The organism is Streptomyces sp. BK208 (genome assembly GCF_004364245.1).
Lineage (GTDB): Bacteria > Actinomycetota > Actinomycetes > Streptomycetales > Streptomycetaceae > Streptomyces.
The window spans coordinates 1-20,002 of the sequence record NZ_SOAV01000002.1; the positions used below are offsets into that span (position 1 = coordinate 1).

Genomic DNA, 20,002 nt, shown 5'->3' on the forward strand with positions numbered 1-20,002 from the left:
AAACGCCCGGTTACATTTCGAACCCGGAAGCTAAGCCTTACAGCGCCGATGGTACTGCAGGGGGGACCCTGTGGGAGAGTAGGACGCCGCCGAACAATCATTGGAGAAAACCCCGCACCGGGAACGGTGCGGGGTTCTCTGCGTTTCATGGGCTATTCGCGCACAGGAGAGGCGAACTGTGCGAGCGGGGTGGGGCGAGACGCCCCGCCCGCCGCTTTTTCGGACCGTTACAGGCGGCCTGTTGTTTTGAGCTCGAGATACGCGTCGGCGAGCGCCGGCGGCAGGTCGTCCGGGATCGCGTCGACGACCGTCACACCGTGCCGACGGAGTTGGTCGGCGATGCGACGACGTTCTGTTCGGGCCTGTGCGGCCGCCGCGGCTTCGTAGACGGCATCCGTGTGACCCCGGGCTTCGGCCATTCTTGCCACGTGCGGGTCTGCCACCGAGGCCACGACGACGGTGTGGCGCTGGGTCAGCTGCGGCAGGACGGGGAGCAGTCCCTCCTCGACCGGTGCCGCGTCGAGCGTCGTGAACAGGACGATCAGGGACCGGCGGGGCGCGGCCCGGAGCGCGGTGGCGGTGAGGCCGCGTGCGTCGGTCTCCACCAGCTCCGGTTCCAAGGTCGCCATGGTGTCGACCAGGGACGGAAGGACGTCTCCCGCCGTGCGGCCCTGGAGCAGGGAACGCACCCGGCGGTCGTAGGCGAGGAGGTCGACGCGGTCGCCGGCGCGGGAGGCCAGGGCGGCGAGGAGCAGAGCGGCGTCCATGGAGGCGTCGAGGCGAGGGGCGTCACCCACACGACCCGCCGAGGTGCGTCCGGTGTCGAGGACGAGCAGGATGTGCCGGTCCCGTTCAGGGCGCCAGGTGCGTACCGCCACGGTGGACTGGCGTGCCGTGGCCCGCCAGTCGATGGAGCGCGTGTCGTCGCCGGGGACGTACTCGCGCAGGCTGTCGAACTCCGTGCCCTCGCCGCGGGTGAGGACGCTGGTGCGGCCGTCGAGTTCGCGCAGGCGGGACAGCTTCGAGGGGAGGTGCTTGCGGCTGGTGAACGGGGGCAGGACGCGCACCGTCCAGGGAACCCGGTGGGTGCCCTGGCGGGCGAACAGGCCCAGGGGGCCGTACGAGCGGATCGTGACGCGGTCCGCGTGGCGGTCGCCGCGGCGGGTGGGGCGCAGGCGGGTGGTGACGCGCCGGCGTTCGCCCGCGGGCACCGTGAGGGTGTGGCGGGAGGCCGCCGTCTCGGTGCCGGACTGCCAGCTGCTGGGTGGCCACGCGTCGCGCAGACGGGCCCGGAGCGGGCGGCCGGACGGGTTGGTGACCGTCAAGGTGACGTCAGCGGTGTCACCCAGACGGGCGGAAGTGTCGCCGGAGCGGGACAGGCCGAGGCGCCGTACGGGGGCCGCCAGGGCGAAGTCGCAGGCGCAGGCGGCGGCCAGCGGGACGTTGACCGCGAGGATGCCCGTCCAGCCGGGGGCCCAGATGCCGACGGGGACGGAGCCGAGGGCCGCGATGAGCGCGGCGCGTCCGGTGAGTGCCATCAGCGGGGGACGGGGACGTGGGCGAGGATCGCGTTGATGACCGAGTCCGTGGTCACGCCCTCCATCTCCGCCTCCGGGCGGAGCTGGACGCGGTGCCGCAGGGTGGGCAGGGCCAGGGCCTTCACGTCGTCGGGGGTGACGTAGTCGCGGCCCGTGAGCCAGGCCCAGGCACGGGAGGTCGACAGCAGCGCGGTGGCTCCGCGCGGGGAGACGCCGAGGGTCAGGGACGGCGACTCGCGGGTGGCGCGGCAGATGTCGACGACGTAGGCCGTGATCTCGGGGGAGACGGTCGTCTTGGCGGCCTCGGCGCGGGCGGCCTCCAGGTCGGCGGCGGTGGCGACGGGGCGTACGCCGGCGGCGTGCAGGTCGCGCGGGTTGAACCCGGCGGCGTGGCGGGTGAGGACGTCGATCTCGTCCTGGCGGGTGGGCAGGGGGACGGTGAGTTTGAGGAGGAAGCGGTCCAGCTGGGCTTCCGGGAGGGGGTACGTGCCCTCGTACTCGACCGGGTTCTGGGTGGCCGCGACGAGGAACGGTTCGGGCAGCGGGCGGGGCGTGCCGTCCACGGTGACCTGGCGTTCCTCCATCGCTTCGAGGAGGGACGACTGGGTTTTCGGGGGTGTGCGGTTGATCTCGTCGGCGAGCAGCAGGTTGGTGAAGACCGGGCCGGGCTGGAAGGAGAACTCGGTGCTGCGGGCGTCGTAGACCAGGGAGCCGGTGACGTCGCTCGGCATCAGGTCGGGGGTGAACTGGACGCGTTTGGTGTCGAGTTCGGTGGCCGCGGCGAGCGTGCGGACGAGCAGCGTCTTGGCGACTCCGGGGACACCTTCGAGCAGGACGTGGCCGCGGCACAGGAGCGCGACGACGAGACCGGTCACGGCGGCGTCCTGGCCGACCACGGCCTTGGCGATCTCGGCGCGCAGGGCTTCGAGGGCGGCGCGGGCGTCGCCCGGGGCCGCGGTCTGCCCGGCGTTGTCAGTGGTCGGGTCCATCATGGACGGCGTACCTCTCTTTCGAGGGCGTCGAGTTGGTCGGCGAGTGCGATCAGGGCCGCGTCGTCGCCGGGCGGCGGGCCGAAGAGGAGGGCGTGCAGGGTCTGTCCGTCGCCGGGTGCGCCGTGCGGGTGCGCGGACAGGGCGGGGAGCAGGGACTCGGGTGTGTGCGCCCGGGTGACGGGGATGCCCACGAGGGGGGCGAGGCGGGTGCGGGTGGCGGAGCGAAGAGCGCTGGCGGCGCGGTCGCGGGCGTTCGCCTTGCGGTAGAGGCGGGCGCGGCCTTCGACGGTTTCGGAGGCGCGGATCGCGACGGGGAGTTTTTCGGGCACCAGCGGGCCCAGTCGGCGTGCCCGCCACAGGGCGGCGAGCGCTGCGGCGATGAAGAGCTGCAGGGCGCCCCAGAGCCAGCCCGAGGGGAGCAGGTCGAGGAAGCTGCGTTCCTCGTCCGGGCCCGGGACGTCGGAGAGGGAGGGGAGGTACCAGACCAGGTGGTCGCGGGAGCCGAGGAGTTGAAGGGCGAGCGAGGCGTTGCCGTGCTCGTCGAGGTGGTCGTTGAGCAGAATGTCGCGGGCGCCGAGGACGACGGTGTCGCCCTGGGGGAGGCCCGGGGACGCCTTCGCGGAGGCGTCGGGGACGCGCAGCAGGGTGGCCAGGCGGCGGCTGGGGTAGCAGGCGTCGGCTTCGAGGTGGGTGCTGTAACGGATGCCGCCGGTGTCGGCGTTGCCCGCGCGGCGGGCGGCGGGCAGGTCGCAGGCGGGGGCCAGCGTGGAGTCGAAGCTGAGCGCGGGGTCGGCGGTGACGCCGGGGGCGAGGCGTTCGACGGCGCCGCCACCGGGAGCGACGAGGACGGTGCGTCCCCCGGACCCGGTCGTCGCCGAGTGGAGTCGAGCCTGTTCACGCGCCGTCAGCAGGTCGGGTGCGGCGATCAGCAGGGTGGTGTCCGGCCCGGCCGCGGACCGCGCTTCCTCCGGGGTGGTGACCACGCGCGTGGAGACCCCCCGGACGGCGAGGAGTTCGGCGACGGCGCGGCTGCCGTAGCGGTCGGCGGAGCGCGGGTCGAGTTCGCCGTGCCGGGCGTCGGAGCGGACGACGGCGATCGTGACGGCCCCGACGAGCAGCAGAGCGAGCGCGAGCGCGATGCCCCGCGCGCGGGTCCACACCTGGCGGGCGGTGGGCGAGGCCGCGGTGGCGGGGAGCGTGGCCTCGGTGGTCATTCGGCGGCTCCCCGGCGGGTGTCCCGGTCCGCGTCGCCCGTGGGGCCGCCGGTCGTGCTGCTCGCCAGGTGCGACTTGCTGCGTTCCAGGTCGTGGTCGAGTTCGGTGAGACGCCGGTACGACGCTTCGCTGCCGGGCCGGCCGCCGTACGCCACGTCGTCGAAGTCCCGCGCGGCGGTACGCAGTCGTTCTCCGTGGGCGGGCAGGGCGCGGCCCGCCTCGGTGGCCGCCTCGTCGGCGGTGCGGCCCGGGCGGATGTCGAGCAGGGCGCGTTCCTCCAGGCCGCGGACGACGGCCCGCATGCGTTCCTGTACGGCCTGGTTCCAGTGTCCTTCGGCGGCGTGGGCCTGGGCGGCGGCGCGGTGGTCGGCGGCGCTGCGGGGACGGTCGTCGAAGAGGGCGGGGGCGGAGACGGCGCCCCGGCGCGGGGTGCCCAGACGCCACCAGAGGGCGCCCAGCACGGCCAGCACGGCCACGATGACGACGACCAGGCCGAGCGTCCCGCCGGGTGTCGCGGTGGACGCCTTGCCGAACAGCTCTTCGACCCAGTCCCAGAAGGCGTTCAGAGCCCGCTGGAACCAGCCGGGATCGTTCTCGTGGTACATCCCCTTGGACAGCTCGCGCCGTGCGGCCTCCCGCGCCGGGTCGCGTGGGATCGTCACCGGCGGTTCGTCGCCGGAACGCGACAGTGACAGCGCCGGCAGCACGGAGGTGTCGCCGGCGCGGGACACCGTCGGCGCGGCGCGGGACAGCACCTCTGTGAGCATTCCCCCCGTCGGACTCACCGCATCAGCTCCCCGGGACGGCGCCGGAGGCGCCGGGGCCCCGGGTGCCGGCGGCACGGGCCAGTTCGAGGTCGAGGGCCTCGCGGCGGATGCGCTGGTCGATGTAGAGCAGCACGGTCACGCCCGCCGTGATCGGGAAGGTGATCATGGAGCCGATCACCGAGCCGATGCCGCTGACGACGAGGAACGTCCAGCCGAGGTCGCCGGTGCCCTCCAGGAAGCCGCCGACGCCGTCGCCGCCGAGGGCCGCGGCGAGGAAGGTGAAGGGGATGACGATGATCGAGGCGACGACGTTGGCGATGACCGTGGCGAGCAGTTGGATGCCGAAGACGCGCCACCAGGAGCCCCGCACCAGCTTCACCGAGCGGCCCAGCGCCTTCTTGATGCCCTGCTTCTCCAGCATCAGCGCGGGGGAGGCGAGCGAGAAGCGGACCATGAGCCACACCGCGACGACGCAGCCCGCGAGGAAGCCCAGGGCGGCCAGGGCGACGCCGGCCGCGCCGCCCGCGGTGGCCGTGACGATCAGGCCGGGTGCCATGCCGGCCGTGAGGAGGCCGGCGACGATGAGCAGCAGCAGGAGGATCAGGCCGAACAGCTTCAGCACCTGGGCGCGGGAGTCCCGCCAGGCCTGATCGGTGGTCACCGGCTTGCCGAGCACGGCGCGGCTGGTGACGGTCGTGAGCAGCGCGGTGGCCAGCACGGTGCCGATCAGGGAGATCAGGAAGACGACACCCGAGTTGATCGTGGTGTCGGCCAGCGCGTCGCCGAGTTCGCTCAGGGTGGCGTCGGGGTCGTTGAGGACGTCGGTGCTGGTGTCGTCCAGGACGAGGCCCCGGAGCAGCACGACGACGATCTCGGTGAAGACGGCGACGGTCAGGGAGATGCCGAGGACGGTGCGCCAGTAGGTGCGCATGGTGGAGACGGCGCCGTCGAGGATCTCGCCGACGCCGAGCGGGCGGAGCGGGATCACGCCGGGCTTGGCCGCGGGCGGGGGTCCGCCCCAGCCGCCTCCCCAGCCGCCTTGTCCCCCGGGGGCGCCGTAGCCGCCGTAGCCCCCGTGCCGGCCGCCGTAGGCTCCGTGGCCGCCTCCGGGGGGTCCGGGCGGCGGGGTGCCCCAGCCCGGGCCGGGCTGGGGCGGAGGCGGGGCCTGGCCCTGGTCGGCGGGGCCGCTGGGTGCGGACCACCGGCCGGCGGGCGGCTGCTCCTTGGACCACTTCGTGCCGGGGCTCGTCGGTTCCGCATCCGGCCGGTCCGCGGGCGCCGCGGGCCGGCCGGGGCCGGCGGGGCGGTCGGCGGGCTCGGCGGGGCCGGACGCGCCGGGCTCCGGCCCGTCGGACGGGGCGGATCCGGGCGATGCCCAGCCCGGAGTGTCGTTCATCGTCGCTCCTTCACGGTGCCCGTCCGCGGTCGCGGCGGCAGGTTGGCAGCCATCGTGCCATGGGGGCGTCGGGTGCGGGCCGGGCGCGGTAGGGGCTGCGCACCTTCAATTGTCCGTCGTACAGGGGGCAGACTGACCGCATGGCTGATCGAAGCGCGCGAAGCGGCGAGGACAACCGGCCGACCGGGATACCGGTGCTCCGCTGGGAGGAACCCCCCGAGGGTCCGGTGCTGGTGCTGCTGGACCAGACCAGGCTGCCCGCCGAGGAGGTCGAGCTGGTCTGCACGGACGCGGCCGCGCTCGTCGAGGCGATCCGTTCGCTCGCCGTGCGCGGGGCGCCGCTGCTGGGCATCGCGGGCGCCTACGGAGTCGCGCTCGCCGCCGTCCGGGGCTTCGAGGTCGAGGAGGCCGCGGCGGCGCTGGCGGGTGCCCGTCCCACCGCGGTGAACCTCGCCGTGGGGGTGCGCCGGGCGCAGGCCGCCCACCAGGAGGCGCTCGCCAGGACCGGTGACGCCCGGCAGGCCGCCGCGGCGGCGCTGTCCGCGGCGCGGGCGCTGCACCGGGAGGACGCCGCGGCCAGCGAGCGGATGGCCGCGCACGGGCTGGCGCTGCTCGACGAGCTGCTGCCTGCCGGAGGGCACCGCGTCCTCACGCACTGCAACACCGGTTCGCTGGTCTCGGGCGGTGAGGGGACGGCGTTCGCGGTGGCCCTCGCGGCGCACCGGTCGGGGCGGCTGCGACGCCTGTGGGTGGACGAAACGCGTCCCTTGCTGCAAGGTGCTCGCCTGACGGCATACGAGGCGGCCCGCAACGACATGGCGTACACCTTGCTCACCGACAACGCGGCGGGTTCGCTGTTCGCGGCGGGTGAGGTGGACGCTGTGCTGGTCGGTGCGGACCGCATCGCGGCCGACGGTTCGGTGGCGAACAAGGTGGGGAGCTATCCGCTCGCGGTGCTCGCGCGGTACCACCACGTGCCGTTCATCGTGGTGGCGCCGGCCACGACGGTGGACATGGAGACACCGGACGGGGCGTCCATCGAAGTGGAACAGCGCCCCGGATACGAGGTGACCGAGGTCACAGCGCCTCAGGTGCCGGTGGCGGGAGCGGGAGGCGGGATTCCGGTGGCACCCCTGGGGACCCAGGCGTACAACCCCGCCTTCGACGTGACTCCGCCCGAGCTGGTGACGGCGATCGTCACCGAGGACGGCGTGGTTTCGCCCGTGACGACCGAGGCCCTGGCCGCGCTGTGTGCCAGGTCACGCCAGGTAACGATTAGCTAATGGGATGATGTCGTTTATGAAGGGACGAGTCCTTGTCGTCGACGACGACACCGCACTGGCCGAGATGCTCGGCATTGTGCTGCGTGGTGAGGGTTTTGAGCCGTCTTTCGTAGCCGACGGCGACAAGGCGCTGGCCGCCTTCCGGGAGACCAAGCCCGACCTGGTGCTGCTCGACCTCATGCTGCCCGGCCGGGACGGCATCGAGGTGTGCCGCCTGATCAGGGCGGAGTCGGGTGTGCCGATCGTGATGCTGACGGCGAAGAGTGACACCGTCGACGTCGTGGTCGGTCTCGAGTCGGGCGCCGACGACTACATCGTGAAGCCGTTCAAGCCGAAGGAGCTGGTGGCCCGCATCCGGGCGCGCCTGCGGAGGTCGGAGGAGCCGGCGCCGGAACAGCTCGCCATAGGCGACCTGGTCATCGACGTGGCCGGTCACTCCGTGAAGCGGGACGGGCAGTCGATCGCGCTGACGCCGCTGGAGTTCGACCTGCTGGTGGCGCTGGCCCGCAAGCCGTGGCAGGTGTTCACGCGCGAGGTGCTCCTCGAGCAGGTCTGGGGCTACCGGCACGCCGCCGACACCCGGCTGGTCAACGTGCATGTCCAGCGGCTGCGCTCCAAGGTCGAGAAGGACCCGGAGAAGCCGGAGATCGTGGTGACCGTCCGCGGCGTCGGTTACAAGGCCGGACCGAGCTGACATGGCCAAGGACAGTGCCGTTTCGGCGCCCGGGTCCGAGGCCCGCGCCGGACGGCCTGTCGGCCACCGGAGCGCCGGTTCGCGCCTGAGCGCCGTGCTGGAGAGCGGGCTGCTGCACGGCGGGGTGCAGGGCAGCCCGGTGCTCCGGCTGTTCATGCGCTGGGTGCGCAGGCCCCTGCTGCCGGTGATGCGGCTGTGGCGGCGCAACATCCAGCTCAAGGTCGTCGCCACCACCCTGCTGATGTCGCTGGGCGTGGTGCTGCTGCTCGGCTTCGTGGTGATCGGGCAGGTCCGCAACGGCCTGCTGGACGCCAAGGTGAAGGCCTCCCAGAGCCAGGCCACCGGCGGCTTCACGGCGGCCAAGCAGAAGGCCGAGGAGGCGGCGAGCACCGGCGGCGACGACACGGCCCCCGCAGACGGCCGTCCCTCGCAGAACGTCATCCAGTGGATGAGCGAACTGGTGAAGTCGCTCTCCAGCGGCGGCCAGAGCGCCTTCGACGTGGTCACCCTCCCGATGGGCGGGGAGAGCGGCAGCGGACGCGGGCCGCGCGCCTCCGGCTCGGTCGACTGGGCGGTCAGCGTCCCCGAGGACCTGCGGGAGCGGATCGACGGCGACACCTCCGCCGCCCAGAGCTACACCCGCATCGTCTACAACTCCGGCCAGGCGTCCCAGCCCGGACTGGTCATCGGCAAGCAGGTCAACGACCCGAACGGCGAGCCGTACCAGCTGTACTACCTCTTCCCGCTCACCCAGGAGGAGAAGTCGCTCAGCCTGGTCAGGGGCACCCTGGCGACGGCCGGGCTCTTCGTCGTCGTGCTGCTCGGGGCCATCGCCTGGCTCGTGGTGCGCCAGGTCGTCACGCCCGTACGGATGGCGGCGAGCATCGCCGAGCGGCTGTCCGCGGGCCGGCTGCAGGAACGGATGAAGGTCACCGGTGAGGACGACATCGCCCGGCTCGGTGAGGCCTTCAACAAGATGGCCCAGAACCTCCAGCTCAAGATCAGTCAGCTGGAGGACCTGTCACGGATGCAGCGGCGGTTCGTCTCGGACGTGTCGCACGAGTTGCGGACGCCGCTGACCACCGTACGGATGGCGGCCGACGTCATCCACGACGCGCGCGTGGACTTCGATCCGGTGACCGCGCGGTCGGCCGAGCTGCTCGCCGACCAGCTGGACCGGTTCGAGACGCTGCTCGCCGACCTGCTGGAGATCAGCCGCTTCGACGCCGGCGCCGCGGCCCTGGAGGCCGAGCCGATAGACCTCCGGGACGTCGTCCGGCGTGTCGTCAGCGGCGCGGAGCCGCTCGCCGAGCGCAAGGGGACGCGGGTACGCGTCCTGGGCGACCAGCAGCCCGTCGTCGCCGAGGCCGACGCCCGGCGTGTCGAGCGCGTGCTGCGCAACCTCGTCGTCAACGCCGTCGAGCACGGCGAGGGCCGGGACGTGGTCGTCAAGCTCGCCGCCGCCGGGGGCGCGGTCGCCGTCGCGGTGCGCGACTACGGCGTCGGGCTCAAGCCGGGCGAGGCCACCCGGGTCTTCAGCCGCTTCTGGCGGGCCGACCCGGCACGCGCGCGTACCACCGGCGGTACGGGGCTCGGCCTGTCGATCGCCCTGGAGGACGCGCGGCTGCACGGCGGCTGGCTGCAGGCCTGGGGCGAGCCCGGCGGCGGCTCGCAGTTCCGCCTGACGCTGCCCAGGACCGCGGACGAGCCGCTGCGGGGGTCGCCGATACCGCTGGAGCCGAAGGACTCGCGCCGCAATCGAGGGCTCCAGGACGCGGGTCTGGGCGACTCCGCGTCGCCGCACGGCGCGCAGAAGGCGGTCGGCGTCCCGGCGCAGGCGGCGGCCGGACAGGGCTCTCCGGTGTCCGCGCGGGGGCCGATAACGCCGCGGCAGGCCACGGTGGCCCCCACGGCCGACCCGACGGCCCTGCCCGGCAACGGCGCGCGCGTGGTGCCCAGGCCCGCGTCGGGCGCCCGGAGACAGGACGGCGAGCCGGCGCCGGGGGACCGGAGCCGCACGGAGGCCGGTCCCGAGGACTCGAGCAGGCAAGGGGAGGCATCTCGTGGGCGCTGACCGCGAGGGGAGCGGTCGGCGGCGGCCGGCACGTGTGTGGGCGTACACCGCCTGCGGCTTCGTACTGCTGGCGGGCTGTGCGTCCATGCCCGACAGCGGGGACCTGCGGGGGGTGGAGTCCACGCCGAGGCAGGACCCGCAGGTGCGGGTGTTCGCGATGCCGCCGCAGGAGGACGACCCGCCCGCCGACATCGTGCAGGGTTTCCTGGAGGCGCTGACCAGCGATGATCCGCACTACGAGACGGCCCGGAAGTACCTGACCGGCGATGCCGCGAAGAACTGGCGGCCGGACCGGTCGGCGACGGTCCTCGCGGACGGGCCCGGGACGATGTCGGACCACTCCGGCAACCGCGAGGACGCCAACGACTACTCGGTCAACCTGACCGGCACCAGGGTCGCCACGGTGGACGCGCAGCAGTCGTACGCGCCGGCCGAGGGCGCGTACCGCGAGTCAGTGCACCTCACCCGGGACGGCAAGACCAAGCAGTGGCGCATCGACGTGCTGCCGCAGGGCGTCGTCATGGGCAAGTCGGACTTCCAGCGCAACTACATGTCGGTCAACCGCTACTACTTCGCCTCGAACACCGCGACGCGGGCGGACGCCGGCACCGGCCCGGTCCGGGAACCGGCCGCCGTCGCCGATCCCGTCTACGTCCGCCGGCGCGTGGATCCGCTCACCCACGTGGTGCGTTCCCTGCTCGACGGGCCCACGAGCCTGCTGGACCCCGTCGTCAGGTCCAGCTTCCCGACCGGCACAGCGCTGGCGAAGAACGTCGGTCCGCTGACGCCCGACGACCGCAGCAGGCTGACCGTGCCGCTGAACGACAAGGCAGCCGCGGCGGGTGACGGCAAGTGCGACGAGATGGCCGCGCAGCTCCTGTTCACGCTGCAGAACCTCACCCCCGCGGTGGAGGAGGTCGAGCTGCGCTCGGGCGACGAGAAACTGTGCTCGCTCTCCGAGGACCGGGCCGAGACCGTCGCGACGCGCGGCTCGGCGCAGCGGCCCGACTACCTGTACTTCGTCGACGAGCAGGACCGCCTGGTGCACATCGCCGCCGGCAGCAACGGGACCCGGGCCGAACCGGTGCCCGGCCCCCTGGGCGAGGGACAGCGGCCCATGCGGTCGGTCGCCGTGTCGCGCGACGAGCACAGCGCGGCCGGGATCGGCCTCGACAGCAAGTCGCTCTACGTCGGTTCGATGGTGTCGGGCGGTTCCCTCGGCGACCCCGTGCTGACCAGCGCAGGCAAGGCGGAGACCGATCGGCTGACCCCGCCCAGCTGGGACACCCAGGGCGACCTCTGGATCGCCGACCGCGACCCGGCGGCCCCCCGGTTGCTGCTGCTGGAGAAGGGCGCGGGCGACCCGGTGGAGGTCCGGACACCGGGCCTCGACGGGCGCGTGCAGGCCGTGCGGGTGGCCGCCGACGGGGTGCGGATCGCGCTGGTCGTGGAGAAGGACGGCAAGCGGTCGCTGCTCATCGGGCGGATCGAACGGGACGAGCGGGCCGGTGGACCGGCCGCGGTCACCGTCCTCGAACTGCGCTCCGCCACCCCCGAGCTGGAGGAGGTCACGGCCATGTCGTGGGCCGGTGACGCCCGCCTCGTGGTGGTCGGGCGCGAGCGCGGGGGCGTCCAGCAGATCGGGTACGTCCAGGTCGACGGCTCGACGCCGGAGGCCTCGGTGCCCGCGGCGCTGACCGGGGTCAAGGAGATCGCCGCGACCGAGGACGAGCGGTTGCCGCTGGTGGCGTACTCGGAGGACCTGATCGTGCGGCTGCCGTCCGGGCTCCAGTGGCAGAAGGTGACGGAAGGGACCGCGCCGGTCTACCCGGGGTGAGGCGGGGGCGGCCGGCCGTCGCGGGTGACGACGTTTTCCACAGGACGACCGGCGGTGTCCTCCGCGTTTTCCACAGGCCTGGTGGGGTTTCGTCCGCTTGGGCACAGTGGTGGCCATGCGGGGATCACGAGCGGTGCGGAGATGGTGGACGGACCTCACGGACCTGGTGCTGCCGGCCGAGTGCGGGGGCTGCGGCCGGGAGCGTGCGGTGCTGTGCCCCCGGTGCCGTGCGGCCCTGAGCGGGGTGCCGCCGCGCCGGGTGCGTCCGGACCCGGCGCCGCCCGGCCTGCCCGCGGTGCACGCGTCCGCGCCCTACGCGGACGAGGTGCGGGCCGCGCTCCTGGCCCACAAGGAGCGCGGGGTGCTGGCCCTCGCGGCGCCGCTCGGCGCGGCACTGGCGGGAGCGGTGCGGGTGGGCCTTCGCCAGATACACGCGGCGGTCCGTGACGCGGGCGCCGGTGATGCGGAGGCCGGTGACGGAAGAGCCGTACCGGCGCGGGGGCCGGTGCTGCTCGTGCCCGTGCCGTCGGCGCGCGGGGCGGTGCGGAGGCGTGGCCACGACCCGGCGCGGCGGATCGCCCTCGCCGCGGCGGCGGAGTTGCGGCGCACCGGGACGTCCGCCCGGGTGCTGACCGTGCTGCGGCAGCGGTACGCCGTGGCGGACCAGTCGGGGCTCGATGCCAGGCAGCGGGTGGACAACCTCGCCGGCGCGCTGGCGGTGGCCCCAGGCGGTGTCGGGCTGCTGGACGGCGGGGCGGTCGTCCTGGTCGACGACCTGATGACGACGGGGGCGTCCCTGTCCGAGGCCGCGCGTGCGGTGCGCGCGGCGAAGGCCGCCACCGCTGAGTCGCGGGCGGGGCCGGGAACGTACGGGAGGGCGAGATCGGCTGTGTATCCGGCGGCGGCAGGGGAAGGCAGAGAGGAACGGAAGACCAGGCCCCGAACGGCGGGCCGGTACGGAGGCGGTGACGTGATCCGGGAAGCGATCTGCGCGGCAGTGGTTGCGGCTTCACCTAATTCCTTCGAAATAAACCGGAACTGACTGAGAAGTTTCGTCGTTGCAGGTAATGACGGGAGTAATTCACCGGAACGGAGGTACGGGGCGGTAGAGGGTGACGACATCCGTCCGGGCGAGATATGTTCGGTTGTGAGGCAAAGCCGCAGGCCACACCTCTCAAATCCGAATGCCGTGCTGCGGGTTTCAGCGTCATCACCCGCACCGGTGGAGTGGAGATCTCGCCCGCGGGGGAGGAGGTGGACGTCACCGAGTCCGAGGTTCCGGGAGAGACCGGAGCCTGGTGCAAAAGGGAGATGCTCCGCCGTGGAAGCGGAGCGATCCGGGAACGGAGTTCTGCGTGGACATCGTCGTCAAGGGCCGCAAGACCGAGGTGCCCGAGCGGTTCCGGAAGCACGTGGCCGAGAAGCTGAAGCTGGAGAAGATCCAGAAGCTCGATGGCAAGGTGATCAGCCTCGACGTCGAGGTGTCCAAGGAGCCGAACCCCCGGCAGGCCGACCGCTGTGACCGAGTGGAGATCACCCTCCGCTCCCGCGGTCCGGTGATTCGGGCAGAGGCGGCGGCGAGCGACCCCTACGCGGCGCTCGACCTGGCGGCGGAGAAGCTCGGCGCACGGCTGCGCAAGCAGCACGACAAGCGCTTCTCGCGCCGTGGCGCGCGCCGGATCCCGGCGGCCGAGGTCGCCGACCACGTCCCCGACGCGGCGACGCTCAACGGGAACGGCGACGTCGTCCCGACGGAGAAGCAGGACGGCGTACCCACCAAGAAGATCGGCTCGCTGGAGGTCCAGGGCGACGGTCCGCTCGTCGTCCGGGAGAAGACCCACGTGGCCGCACCCATGTCCCTCGACCAGGCGCTCTACGAGATGGAGCTGGTCGGGCACGACTTCTACCTGTTCGTCGACTCCGAGACGAAGGAGCCCAGCGTCGTCTACCGGCGGCACGCCTACGACTACGGCGTGATCCACCTCACCACGGACACGATGGTCACCCAGGCCCACGCGCCCGACGCGGGTGACGCGCTCGGCGGCTGACGCCGCACCGCCGGAGACAGCGGACCGGTGCCCCTGGAGCGCATGTGTGCGCCCCCAGGGGCACCGGTGTGCCACGGTGCGCGCGGGTGTGCGACCCCGTCGGTGCCCGTTCGGTCACCCCGCTGTCGGCCTGGCATGGAATCATGGCGGCAACGGCCCAACCGGTGGGTCGTTGCTCTGGGTTGGCGATGGCTCAGGACCTCGGGCCACAGCCTTCAGGGGGAGGAACGATGGCGGACAGTTTCGGACCGATGCGGGGCTCGGGCGTCGACCACGGGATCGACGACGGGGCCGTCGGCATGGGCCCGGACGCCGACGCCGGCTCCGCGCGCGAGGAGCCGATCAGGGTGCTGGTCGTCGACGACCACGCCCTCTTCCGTCGCGGTCTGGAGATCGTGCTCGCGGCCGAGGAGGACATCCAGGTCGTCGGAGAGGCCGGTGACGGCGCCGAGGCCGTGGAGAAGGCCGCCGATCTGCTGCCGGACATCATCCTGATGGATGTGCGGATGCCCAAGCGGGGCGGTATCGAGGCCTGCACCTCCATCAAGGAGGTGGCCCCCAGCGCGAAGATCATCATGCTGACGATCAGCGACGAGGAGGCCGACCTCTACGACGCGATCAAGGCGGGCGCTACCGGTTATCTCCTCAAGGAGATCTCCACGGACGAGGTGGCCACCGCCATTCGCGCGGTGGCCGACGGGCAGTCCCAGATCAGTCCGTCCATGGCGTCGAAACTGCTCACCGAGTTCAAGTCGATGATCCAGCGGACCGACGAACGCCGACTGGTGCCCGCGCCCCGGCTCACGGATCGCGAGCTGGAGGTCCTCAAGCTCGTGGCCACGGGAATGAACAACCGGGACATCGCGAAGGAACTGTTCATTTCCGAGAACACCGTGAAGAACCACGTGCGCAACATCCTGGAGAAACTCCAGCTGCACTCCAGGATGGAGGCCGTGGTGTACGCGATGCGGGAGAAGATTCTCGAGATCCGGTGACCCTGTGACCCCGTGACCCCGTGATTTCCGGTGAGGCGGTCAGGCGAGCAGCCGGGCCACCTCCCGGACGAGGGGCTCGCGCAGATCCGGCGTCTCGACCCGCTCCACGCGTACGTCCGTGCAGTCCACCCAGCTCGCCGCCTCGACCAGGGCCTGCGCCACCGCAGGGGCCGCCTTCCGGCCGTCCAGCGTGACCTGTTTGGCGACCAGCGTGCGCCCCTCGCGGGCCGGGTCCACGCGGCCGACGAGCCGGCCGCCGGCCAGGACCGGCATCGCGAAGTAGCCGTGCACCCGCTTCTGCTTGGGTACGTAGGCCTCCAGGCGGTGGATGAAGCCGAAGAGCCGCTCCGTGCGCGCCCGCTCCCAAATGAGGGAGTCGAAAGGGGAGAGCAGCGTCGTGCGGTGACGGCCGCGCGGCACCGTCTCCAGCGCCGCCGGGTCCGCCCAGGCCGGACGGCCCCAGCCCTGCACCGTGACCGGTACCAGGCCCGAGTCGGCGATCACGGCGTCGACCTGCTCCGCCTTGAGCCGGTGGTAGTCCGCGATGTCCGCGCGCGTGCCGACGCCCAGGGACTGCCCGGCCAGGCGGACGAGGCGGCGCAGGCACTCGGTGTCGTCCAGGTCGTCGTGGAGCAGTGCGGCCGGGACGGCACGCTCGGCCAGGTCGTACACCCGCTTCCAGCCACGGCGTTCGACGCACACCACCTCGCCGTACATGAGGGCGCGCTCGACGGCGACCTTCGTGCCCGACCAGTCCCACCACTCGCTGGTCTTCTTCGCGCCGCCCAGGTCCGTCGCGGTGAGCGGGCCCTCGGCGCGGAGCTGCTTGATGACGCGGTCGTAGTCGCCTTCGGGGAGGTGCTGGTTCCAGTGCGGGCGGTCGCGGTACGCGCGGCGGCGGAAGGCGAAGTGGGGCCACTCCTCGATGGGGAGGATGCAGGCGGCGTGGGACCAGTACTCGAAGGCGTGCGTGTCCGTCCAGTAGGCCGCGTCGACGGTCCGGCGGCCGACCGCGCCCAGGCGGGCGTACGGGATGAGCTCGTGGGAGCGGGCCAGGACCGAGATGGTGTCGAGCTGCACCGCGCCCAGGTGACGGAGGACGCCGCGGACGCCTGCGCGGCGGTCGGGGGCGCCGAGGAAGCCCTGTGCGCGGAGGGCGAGGCGGCGGGCCTCGTCTGCGGACAGTTCCGTGGCGGGGGGCGGGAGGGTCGTCATACGTCCGCACCATAGGGGGTGGGTCTGACAGTGGGGGGCCGGGCCGGCGGGGGAAGCGGTGCGGTGAAATCGGGTGCGGGTGCGGGTGCGGGTGTGAGGGCGGGTGCGGGTTGGTCGGTGGTGCGGTTGGGGTGGGGGTGTGGGCCGGCGTCGGCCGGGTGCCGCTGCGCCCACCCGTGCCGCCCCAGCGGCACGACTGCCCGCAGCTGGGCGGGGAGGGGTGTGGGTACGGCTGCCCGCAGCTAGGGCGCCGGGAGGTACGGGGACGTGGAGGGGAGGGAGAGGTCCGAGGGGAGGAGGGAGCCGATCCAGCTGTCGCGGCGTACGCCCCTGTTGTTGATCGCCGAGCGCAACGTGCCCTCCATGGTGAAGCCCGCGCGCTGGGCCACCGCGCGGGAGGCCGTGTTGCCGACCTCGGCGCGCCACTCCAGGCGGTCGACGGCCCGCTCGGTGAAGGCCCAGCGGGCGACGGCGACCGCGGCCTCGGTGACGTGGCCCCGGCCCCGGTGCTCCTTGGTGGCCCAGAACCCGATCTCGCCCACGCCCAGGGCGATCATCGTGACGCCGAGCATGCCCGCCAGGTCCCCGGCGGGGAGGAAGAGGCCGAAGGTGTACATCGAGTCGTTCGCCCAGCCGCCGGGGGCTATCTGCTCCGTGAAGCCCCGCGCGTGCTCCGGGAGGTAGGGCGAGGGGATCGTCGTCCACCGCTGGACGTCGGGGTCCTGACAGGCGGCGTACACGGCGTCGGTGTCCTGCGGGCCGACCGTGCGCAGGACCAGGCGGTCGGTGGTGAGCGTGACGGGTTCCATCGGCCGATTCTGCGCGGCGCCTCGGGGCGGCGCCAATGTTTTGCCGTGCGTGAACATCCGGTCACCTCTCGTGCGATTCGCCGGAGGGCCCGGCACCATCCGCGGGGCCCGGACGTTGAAAAGGGTGACAGCTGACAGGAATGCTGGATGTGAGGAGTGGTCGGTCCCCGTTGCGGCAGGCCTCCCGGGGCGGCGGGGTCCTCGCATACGATGGCCGTTGCTCAGTCCGTCACAGGAAACCGACCGTCCCAGGCCCGACCGGCAAGGAGACCAACCCCCGTGTCCGTCCTCTCCAAGATCATGCGTGCAGGCGAAGGCAAGATCCTGCGCAAGCTGCACCGCATCGCGGACCAGGTCAACTCCATCGAAGAGGACTTCGCTGACCTCTCCGACGCCGAGCTGAGGGCCCTCACCGACGAGTACAAGCAGCGCTACGCCGACGGTGAGAGCCTGGACGACCTGCTGCCCGAAGCATTCGCCACCGTCCGTGAGGCCGCCAAGCGCGTCCTGGGCCAGCGCCACTACGACGTGCAGATCATGGGCGGCGCGGCCCTCCACATGGGGTACGTGGCCGAGATGAAGACCGGTGAGGGCAAGACCCTCGTCGGCACCCTGCCCGCCTACCTCAACGCCCTGTCCGGCGAGGGCGTGCACATCGTCACGGTCAACGACTACCTGGCCGAGCGCGACTCCGAGCTGATGGGCCGCGTCCACAAGTTCCTGGGCCTGACCGTCGGCTGCATCCTCGCCAACCAGACGCCGGCGCAGCGCCGCGAGATGTACGGCTGCGACATCACGTACGGCACGAACAACGAGTTCGGCTTCGACTACCTGCGCGACAACATGGCGTGGTCCAAGGACGAGCTCGTCCAGCGCGGCCACAACTTCGCCATCGTCGACGAGGTCGACTCCATCCTCGTCGACGAGGCCCGTACGCCGCTGATCATCTCCGGCCCGGCCGACCAGGCCACCAAGTGGTACGGCGACTTCGCCAAGCTGGTCACCCGGCTGAAGAAGGGCGAGGCCGGCAACACCCTCAAGGGCATCGAGGAGACCGGCGACTACGAGGTCGACGAGAAGAAGCGCACCGTCGCCATTCACGAGTCGGGCGTGTCCAAGGTCGAGGACTGGCTGGGCATCGACAACCTCTACGAGTCGGTGAACACCCCGCTGGTCGGCTACCTGAACAACGCCATCAAGGCCAAGGAACTGTTCAAGAAGGACAAGGACTACGTCGTCCTCGACGGCGAAGTCATGATCGTCGACGAGCACACCGGCCGTATCCTCGCCGGCCGCCGTTACAACGAGGGCATGCACCAGGCGATCGAGGCGAAGGAGGGGGTGGACATCAAGGACGAGAACCAGACGCTCGCCACGATCACCCTCCAGAACTTCTTCCGCCTCTACAAGCGCCACGACCACGAGGGCAAGGAGCAGCCCGGTCTGTCCGGCATGACCGGTACGGCGATGACCGAGGCCGCCGAGTTCCACCAGATCTACAAGCTCGGCGTGGTGCCCATCCCGACCAACCGCCCCATGGTGCGCAAGGACCAGTCCGACCTGATCTACCGCACCGAGGTCGCGAAGTTCGAGGCGGTCGTCGACGACATCGAGGAGAAGCACCGCAAGGGTCAGCCGATCCTCGTCGGCACCACCTCCGTCGAGAAGTCCGAGTACCTCTCGCAGCAGCTCAGCAAGCGCGGCGTCCAGCACGAGGTGCTCAACGCCAAGCAGCACGACCGGGAGGCGACCATCGTCGCCCAGGCCGGCCGCAAGGGCTCGGTCACGGTGGCCACCAACATGGCCGGCCGCGGTACGGACATCAAGCTCGGCGGCAACCCCGAGGACCTCGCCGAGGCGGAGCTGCGCCAGCGCGGGCTGGACCCCGAGGAGCACATCGAGGAGTGGGCCGCGGCCCTGCCCGCCGCCCTGGAGCGGGCCGAGCAGGCGGTCAAGGCCGAGTTCGAAGAGGTCAAGGAGCTGGGCGGCCTCTACGTCCTGGGCACCGAGCGGCACGAGTCGCGCCGCATCGACAACCAGCTGCGCGGACGCAGCGGCCGTCAGGGCGACCCCGGCGAGTCCCGGTTCTACCTCTCCCTGGGCGACGACCTGATGCGGCTGTTCAAGGCCCAGATGGTCGAGCGCGTGATGTCCATGGCGAACGTGCCGGACGACGTGCCGATCGAGAACAAGATGGTCACGCGCGCGATCGCGTCCGCCCAGTCGCAGGTCGAGACGCAGAACTTCGAGACCCGCAAGAACGTCCTGAAGTACGACGAGGTCCTCAACCGCCAGCGTGAGGTCATCTACGGCGAGCGGCGCCGCGTCCTGGAGGGCGAGGACCTGCAGGAGCAGATCCAGCACTTCATGAACGACACGATCGACGCCTACGTACAGGCCGAGACCGCCGAGGGCTTCCCGGAGGACTGGGACCTCGACCGGCTGTGGGGCGCCTTCAAGCAGCTCTACCCGGTGAAGGTCACCGTCGAGGAGCTGGAGGAGGCCGCCGGCGACCGCGCGGGCCTGACCGCCGACTACATCGCGGAGTCCATCAAGGACGACGTCATGGAGCAGTACGAGGCGCGCGAGAAGCAGCTCGGCTCCGAGATCATGCGCGAGCTGGAGCGCCGGGTCGTCCTCTCGGTGCTGGACCGCAAGTGGCGCGAGCACCTCTACGAGATGGACTACCTCCAGGAGGGCATCGGCCTGCGCGCGATGGCGCAGAAGGACCCGCTGGTCGAGTACCAGCGCGAGGGCTTCGACATGTTCCAGGCCATGATGGAGGGCATCAAGGAGGAGTCCGTCGGCTACCTGTTCAACCTGGAGGTCCAGGTCGAGCAGCAGGTCGAGGAGGTCCCCGTCGAGGACACGGCGCCGTCGCTCGACAAGGGTGCGCAGGACGCGGTCCCGGCCCAGGCGGGCGCCCGTCCGGAGATCCGGGCCAAGGGCCTCGACGCGCCGCAGCGCCGGGACCTGCACTTCTCCGCGCCGACCGTGGACGGCGAGGGCGGTGTCGTCGAGGGTGAGTTCACCGACGGCGAGGCCGGGCAGGCCCAGACCGACGGGCTCACGCGCGCGGAGCGCCGCAAGCAGGCCAAGGGCGGGCGGCGCCGCAAGAAGTGACGGCGCGGCGCCTGCGG

The 20,002-nt window shown here is 72.1% G+C and carries 15 protein-coding genes and 1 rRNA gene; 9 read left to right on the top strand and 7 right to left on the bottom strand.

The features are described from left to right. A 5S ribosomal RNA gene (rrf, locus tag EV562_RS04605) occupies positions 1–95 on the top strand; the annotation flags it as partial. A 132-nt stretch (positions 96–227) separates the two neighbouring features. Here rrf and EV562_RS04610 read toward each other — a convergent pair. From EV562_RS04610 to EV562_RS04630, 5 genes are read right to left on the bottom strand one after another with little or no spacing between them, the layout of a single operon-like run. After that, positions 228–1,538 carry a DUF58 domain-containing protein gene (locus tag EV562_RS04610; RefSeq protein WP_133885387.1) on the bottom strand — a complete coding sequence of 437 codons (1,311 nt, stop codon included), beginning with the start codon at positions 1,536–1,538 and terminating at the stop codon, positions 228–230. Beyond that, a complete protein-coding gene (locus EV562_RS04615) occupies positions 1,538–2,527 on the bottom strand; it encodes a MoxR family ATPase (protein WP_133886008.1) in 990 nt (329 codons plus the stop codon). The genes EV562_RS04610 and EV562_RS04615 overlap by 1 nt, the downstream gene beginning before the upstream one ends. Continuing rightward, entirely contained in the window at positions 2,527–3,744 is a 1,218-nt protein-coding gene (locus EV562_RS04620) for a DUF4350 domain-containing protein (RefSeq protein ID WP_166661587.1), read from the bottom strand. Before EV562_RS04620 ends, EV562_RS04615 begins: the two co-directional genes overlap by 1 nt. Beyond that, on the bottom strand, positions 3,741–4,511 hold the full coding sequence (locus EV562_RS04625; protein ID WP_166661588.1) for a DUF4129 domain-containing protein: 771 nt from the start codon (positions 4,509–4,511) through the stop codon (positions 3,741–3,743). The genes EV562_RS04620 and EV562_RS04625 overlap by 4 nt, the downstream gene beginning before the upstream one ends. A 22-nt stretch (positions 4,512–4,533) precedes the next feature. Next, complete coding sequence (locus EV562_RS04630) at positions 4,534–5,907, bottom strand: glycerophosphoryl diester phosphodiesterase membrane domain-containing protein (protein WP_133885388.1); 1,374 nt, start codon at positions 5,905–5,907, stop codon at positions 4,534–4,536. A 140-nt stretch (positions 5,908–6,047) separates the two neighbouring features. Between EV562_RS04630 and mtnA the strand changes: the two genes are divergently transcribed. From mtnA to EV562_RS04670, 7 genes are all read left to right on the top strand, one after another. Beyond that, entirely contained in the window at positions 6,048–7,190 is a 1,143-nt protein-coding gene (gene mtnA, locus EV562_RS04635; protein WP_133885389.1) for an S-methyl-5-thioribose-1-phosphate isomerase, read from the top strand. Positions 7,191–7,194: 4 nt separating this feature from the next. Further along, a complete protein-coding gene (mtrA, locus tag EV562_RS04640; protein WP_003975799.1) occupies positions 7,195–7,884 on the top strand; it encodes a two-component system response regulator MtrA in 690 nt (229 codons plus the stop codon). A gap of 1 nt (position 7,885) precedes the next feature. Beyond that, positions 7,886–9,958: a two-component system sensor histidine kinase MtrB gene (gene mtrB / locus EV562_RS04645; RefSeq protein ID WP_133885390.1), complete on the top strand. Its 2,073-nt coding sequence runs from the start codon at positions 7,886–7,888 to the stop codon at positions 9,956–9,958. Continuing rightward, positions 9,948–11,795, top strand: coding sequence for an LpqB family beta-propeller domain-containing protein (locus EV562_RS04650; protein ID WP_133885391.1), 1,848 nt, complete (start codon positions 9,948–9,950; stop codon positions 11,793–11,795). Before mtrB ends, EV562_RS04650 begins: the two co-directional genes overlap by 11 nt. 115 nt (positions 11,796–11,910) lie before the next feature. After that, the gene (locus EV562_RS04655; RefSeq protein ID WP_133885392.1) at positions 11,911–12,837 is read left to right on the top strand and encodes a ComF family protein; all 927 of its coding nucleotides are present in this window, start codon (positions 11,911–11,913) and stop codon (positions 12,835–12,837) included. A gap of 313 nt (positions 12,838–13,150) precedes the next feature. Continuing rightward, entirely contained in the window at positions 13,151–13,843 is a 693-nt protein-coding gene (raiA, locus tag EV562_RS04665; protein WP_133885394.1) for a ribosome-associated translation inhibitor RaiA, read from the top strand. A gap of 230 nt (positions 13,844–14,073) precedes the next feature. Beyond that, positions 14,074–14,838: a response regulator transcription factor gene (locus EV562_RS04670; RefSeq protein ID WP_133885395.1), complete on the top strand. Its 765-nt coding sequence runs from the start codon at positions 14,074–14,076 to the stop codon at positions 14,836–14,838. A gap of 39 nt (positions 14,839–14,877) precedes the next feature. Here the strand turns inward: EV562_RS04670 and EV562_RS04675 are convergent, their stop codons facing one another. Beyond that, positions 14,878–16,053, bottom strand: a complete 1,176-nt coding sequence (locus EV562_RS04675; protein ID WP_133886011.1) for a crosslink repair DNA glycosylase YcaQ family protein — start codon at positions 16,051–16,053, stop codon at positions 14,878–14,880. Between the two features lie 242 nt (positions 16,054–16,295). After that, the gene (locus tag EV562_RS04680) at positions 16,296–16,862 is read right to left on the bottom strand and encodes a GNAT family N-acetyltransferase (RefSeq protein ID WP_133885396.1); all 567 of its coding nucleotides are present in this window, start codon (positions 16,860–16,862) and stop codon (positions 16,296–16,298) included. Positions 16,863–17,141: 279 nt separating this feature from the next. On the opposite strand from EV562_RS04680, the gene secA reads away from it, so the two are divergent. Then, entirely contained in the window at positions 17,142–19,985 is a 2,844-nt protein-coding gene (secA, locus tag EV562_RS04685) for a preprotein translocase subunit SecA (RefSeq protein ID WP_133885397.1), read from the top strand. The last annotated feature ends 17 nt before the right edge of the window (positions 19,986–20,002 follow it).

Excerpts from the sequence above, each read along its gene's own strand:
- EV562_RS04615 (WP_133886008.1), bottom strand. The coding sequence starts at position 2,527 with ATGGACCCGACCACTGACAACGCCGGGCAGACCGCGGCCCCGGGCGAC.
- EV562_RS04625 (WP_166661588.1), bottom strand. The coding sequence starts at position 4,511 with ATGCTCACAGAGGTGCTGTCCCGCGCCGCGCCGACGGTGTCCCGCGCC.
- EV562_RS04680 (WP_133885396.1), bottom strand. The coding sequence starts at position 16,862 with ATGGAACCCGTCACGCTCACCACCGACCGCCTGGTCCTGCGCACGGTC.
- EV562_RS04675 (WP_133886011.1), bottom strand. The coding sequence starts at position 16,053 with ATGACGACCCTCCCGCCCCCCGCCACGGAACTGTCCGCAGACGAGGCC.
- mtrA (WP_003975799.1), top strand. The coding sequence starts at position 7,195 with ATGATGTCGTTTATGAAGGGACGAGTCCTTGTCGTCGACGACGACACC.
- EV562_RS04630 (WP_133885388.1), bottom strand. The coding sequence starts at position 5,907 with ATGAACGACACTCCGGGCTGGGCATCGCCCGGATCCGCCCCGTCCGAC.
- EV562_RS04655 (WP_133885392.1), top strand. The coding sequence starts at position 11,911 with ATGCGGGGATCACGAGCGGTGCGGAGATGGTGGACGGACCTCACGGAC.
- mtnA (WP_133885389.1), top strand. The coding sequence starts at position 6,048 with ATGGCTGATCGAAGCGCGCGAAGCGGCGAGGACAACCGGCCGACCGGG.
- EV562_RS04620 (WP_166661587.1), bottom strand. The coding sequence starts at position 3,744 with ATGACCACCGAGGCCACGCTCCCCGCCACCGCGGCCTCGCCCACCGCC.
- EV562_RS04610 (WP_133885387.1), bottom strand. The coding sequence starts at position 1,538 with ATGGCACTCACCGGACGCGCCGCGCTCATCGCGGCCCTCGGCTCCGTC.
- EV562_RS04670 (WP_133885395.1), top strand. The coding sequence starts at position 14,074 with ATGGCGGACAGTTTCGGACCGATGCGGGGCTCGGGCGTCGACCACGGG.
- mtrB (WP_133885390.1), top strand. The coding sequence starts at position 7,886 with ATGGCCAAGGACAGTGCCGTTTCGGCGCCCGGGTCCGAGGCCCGCGCC.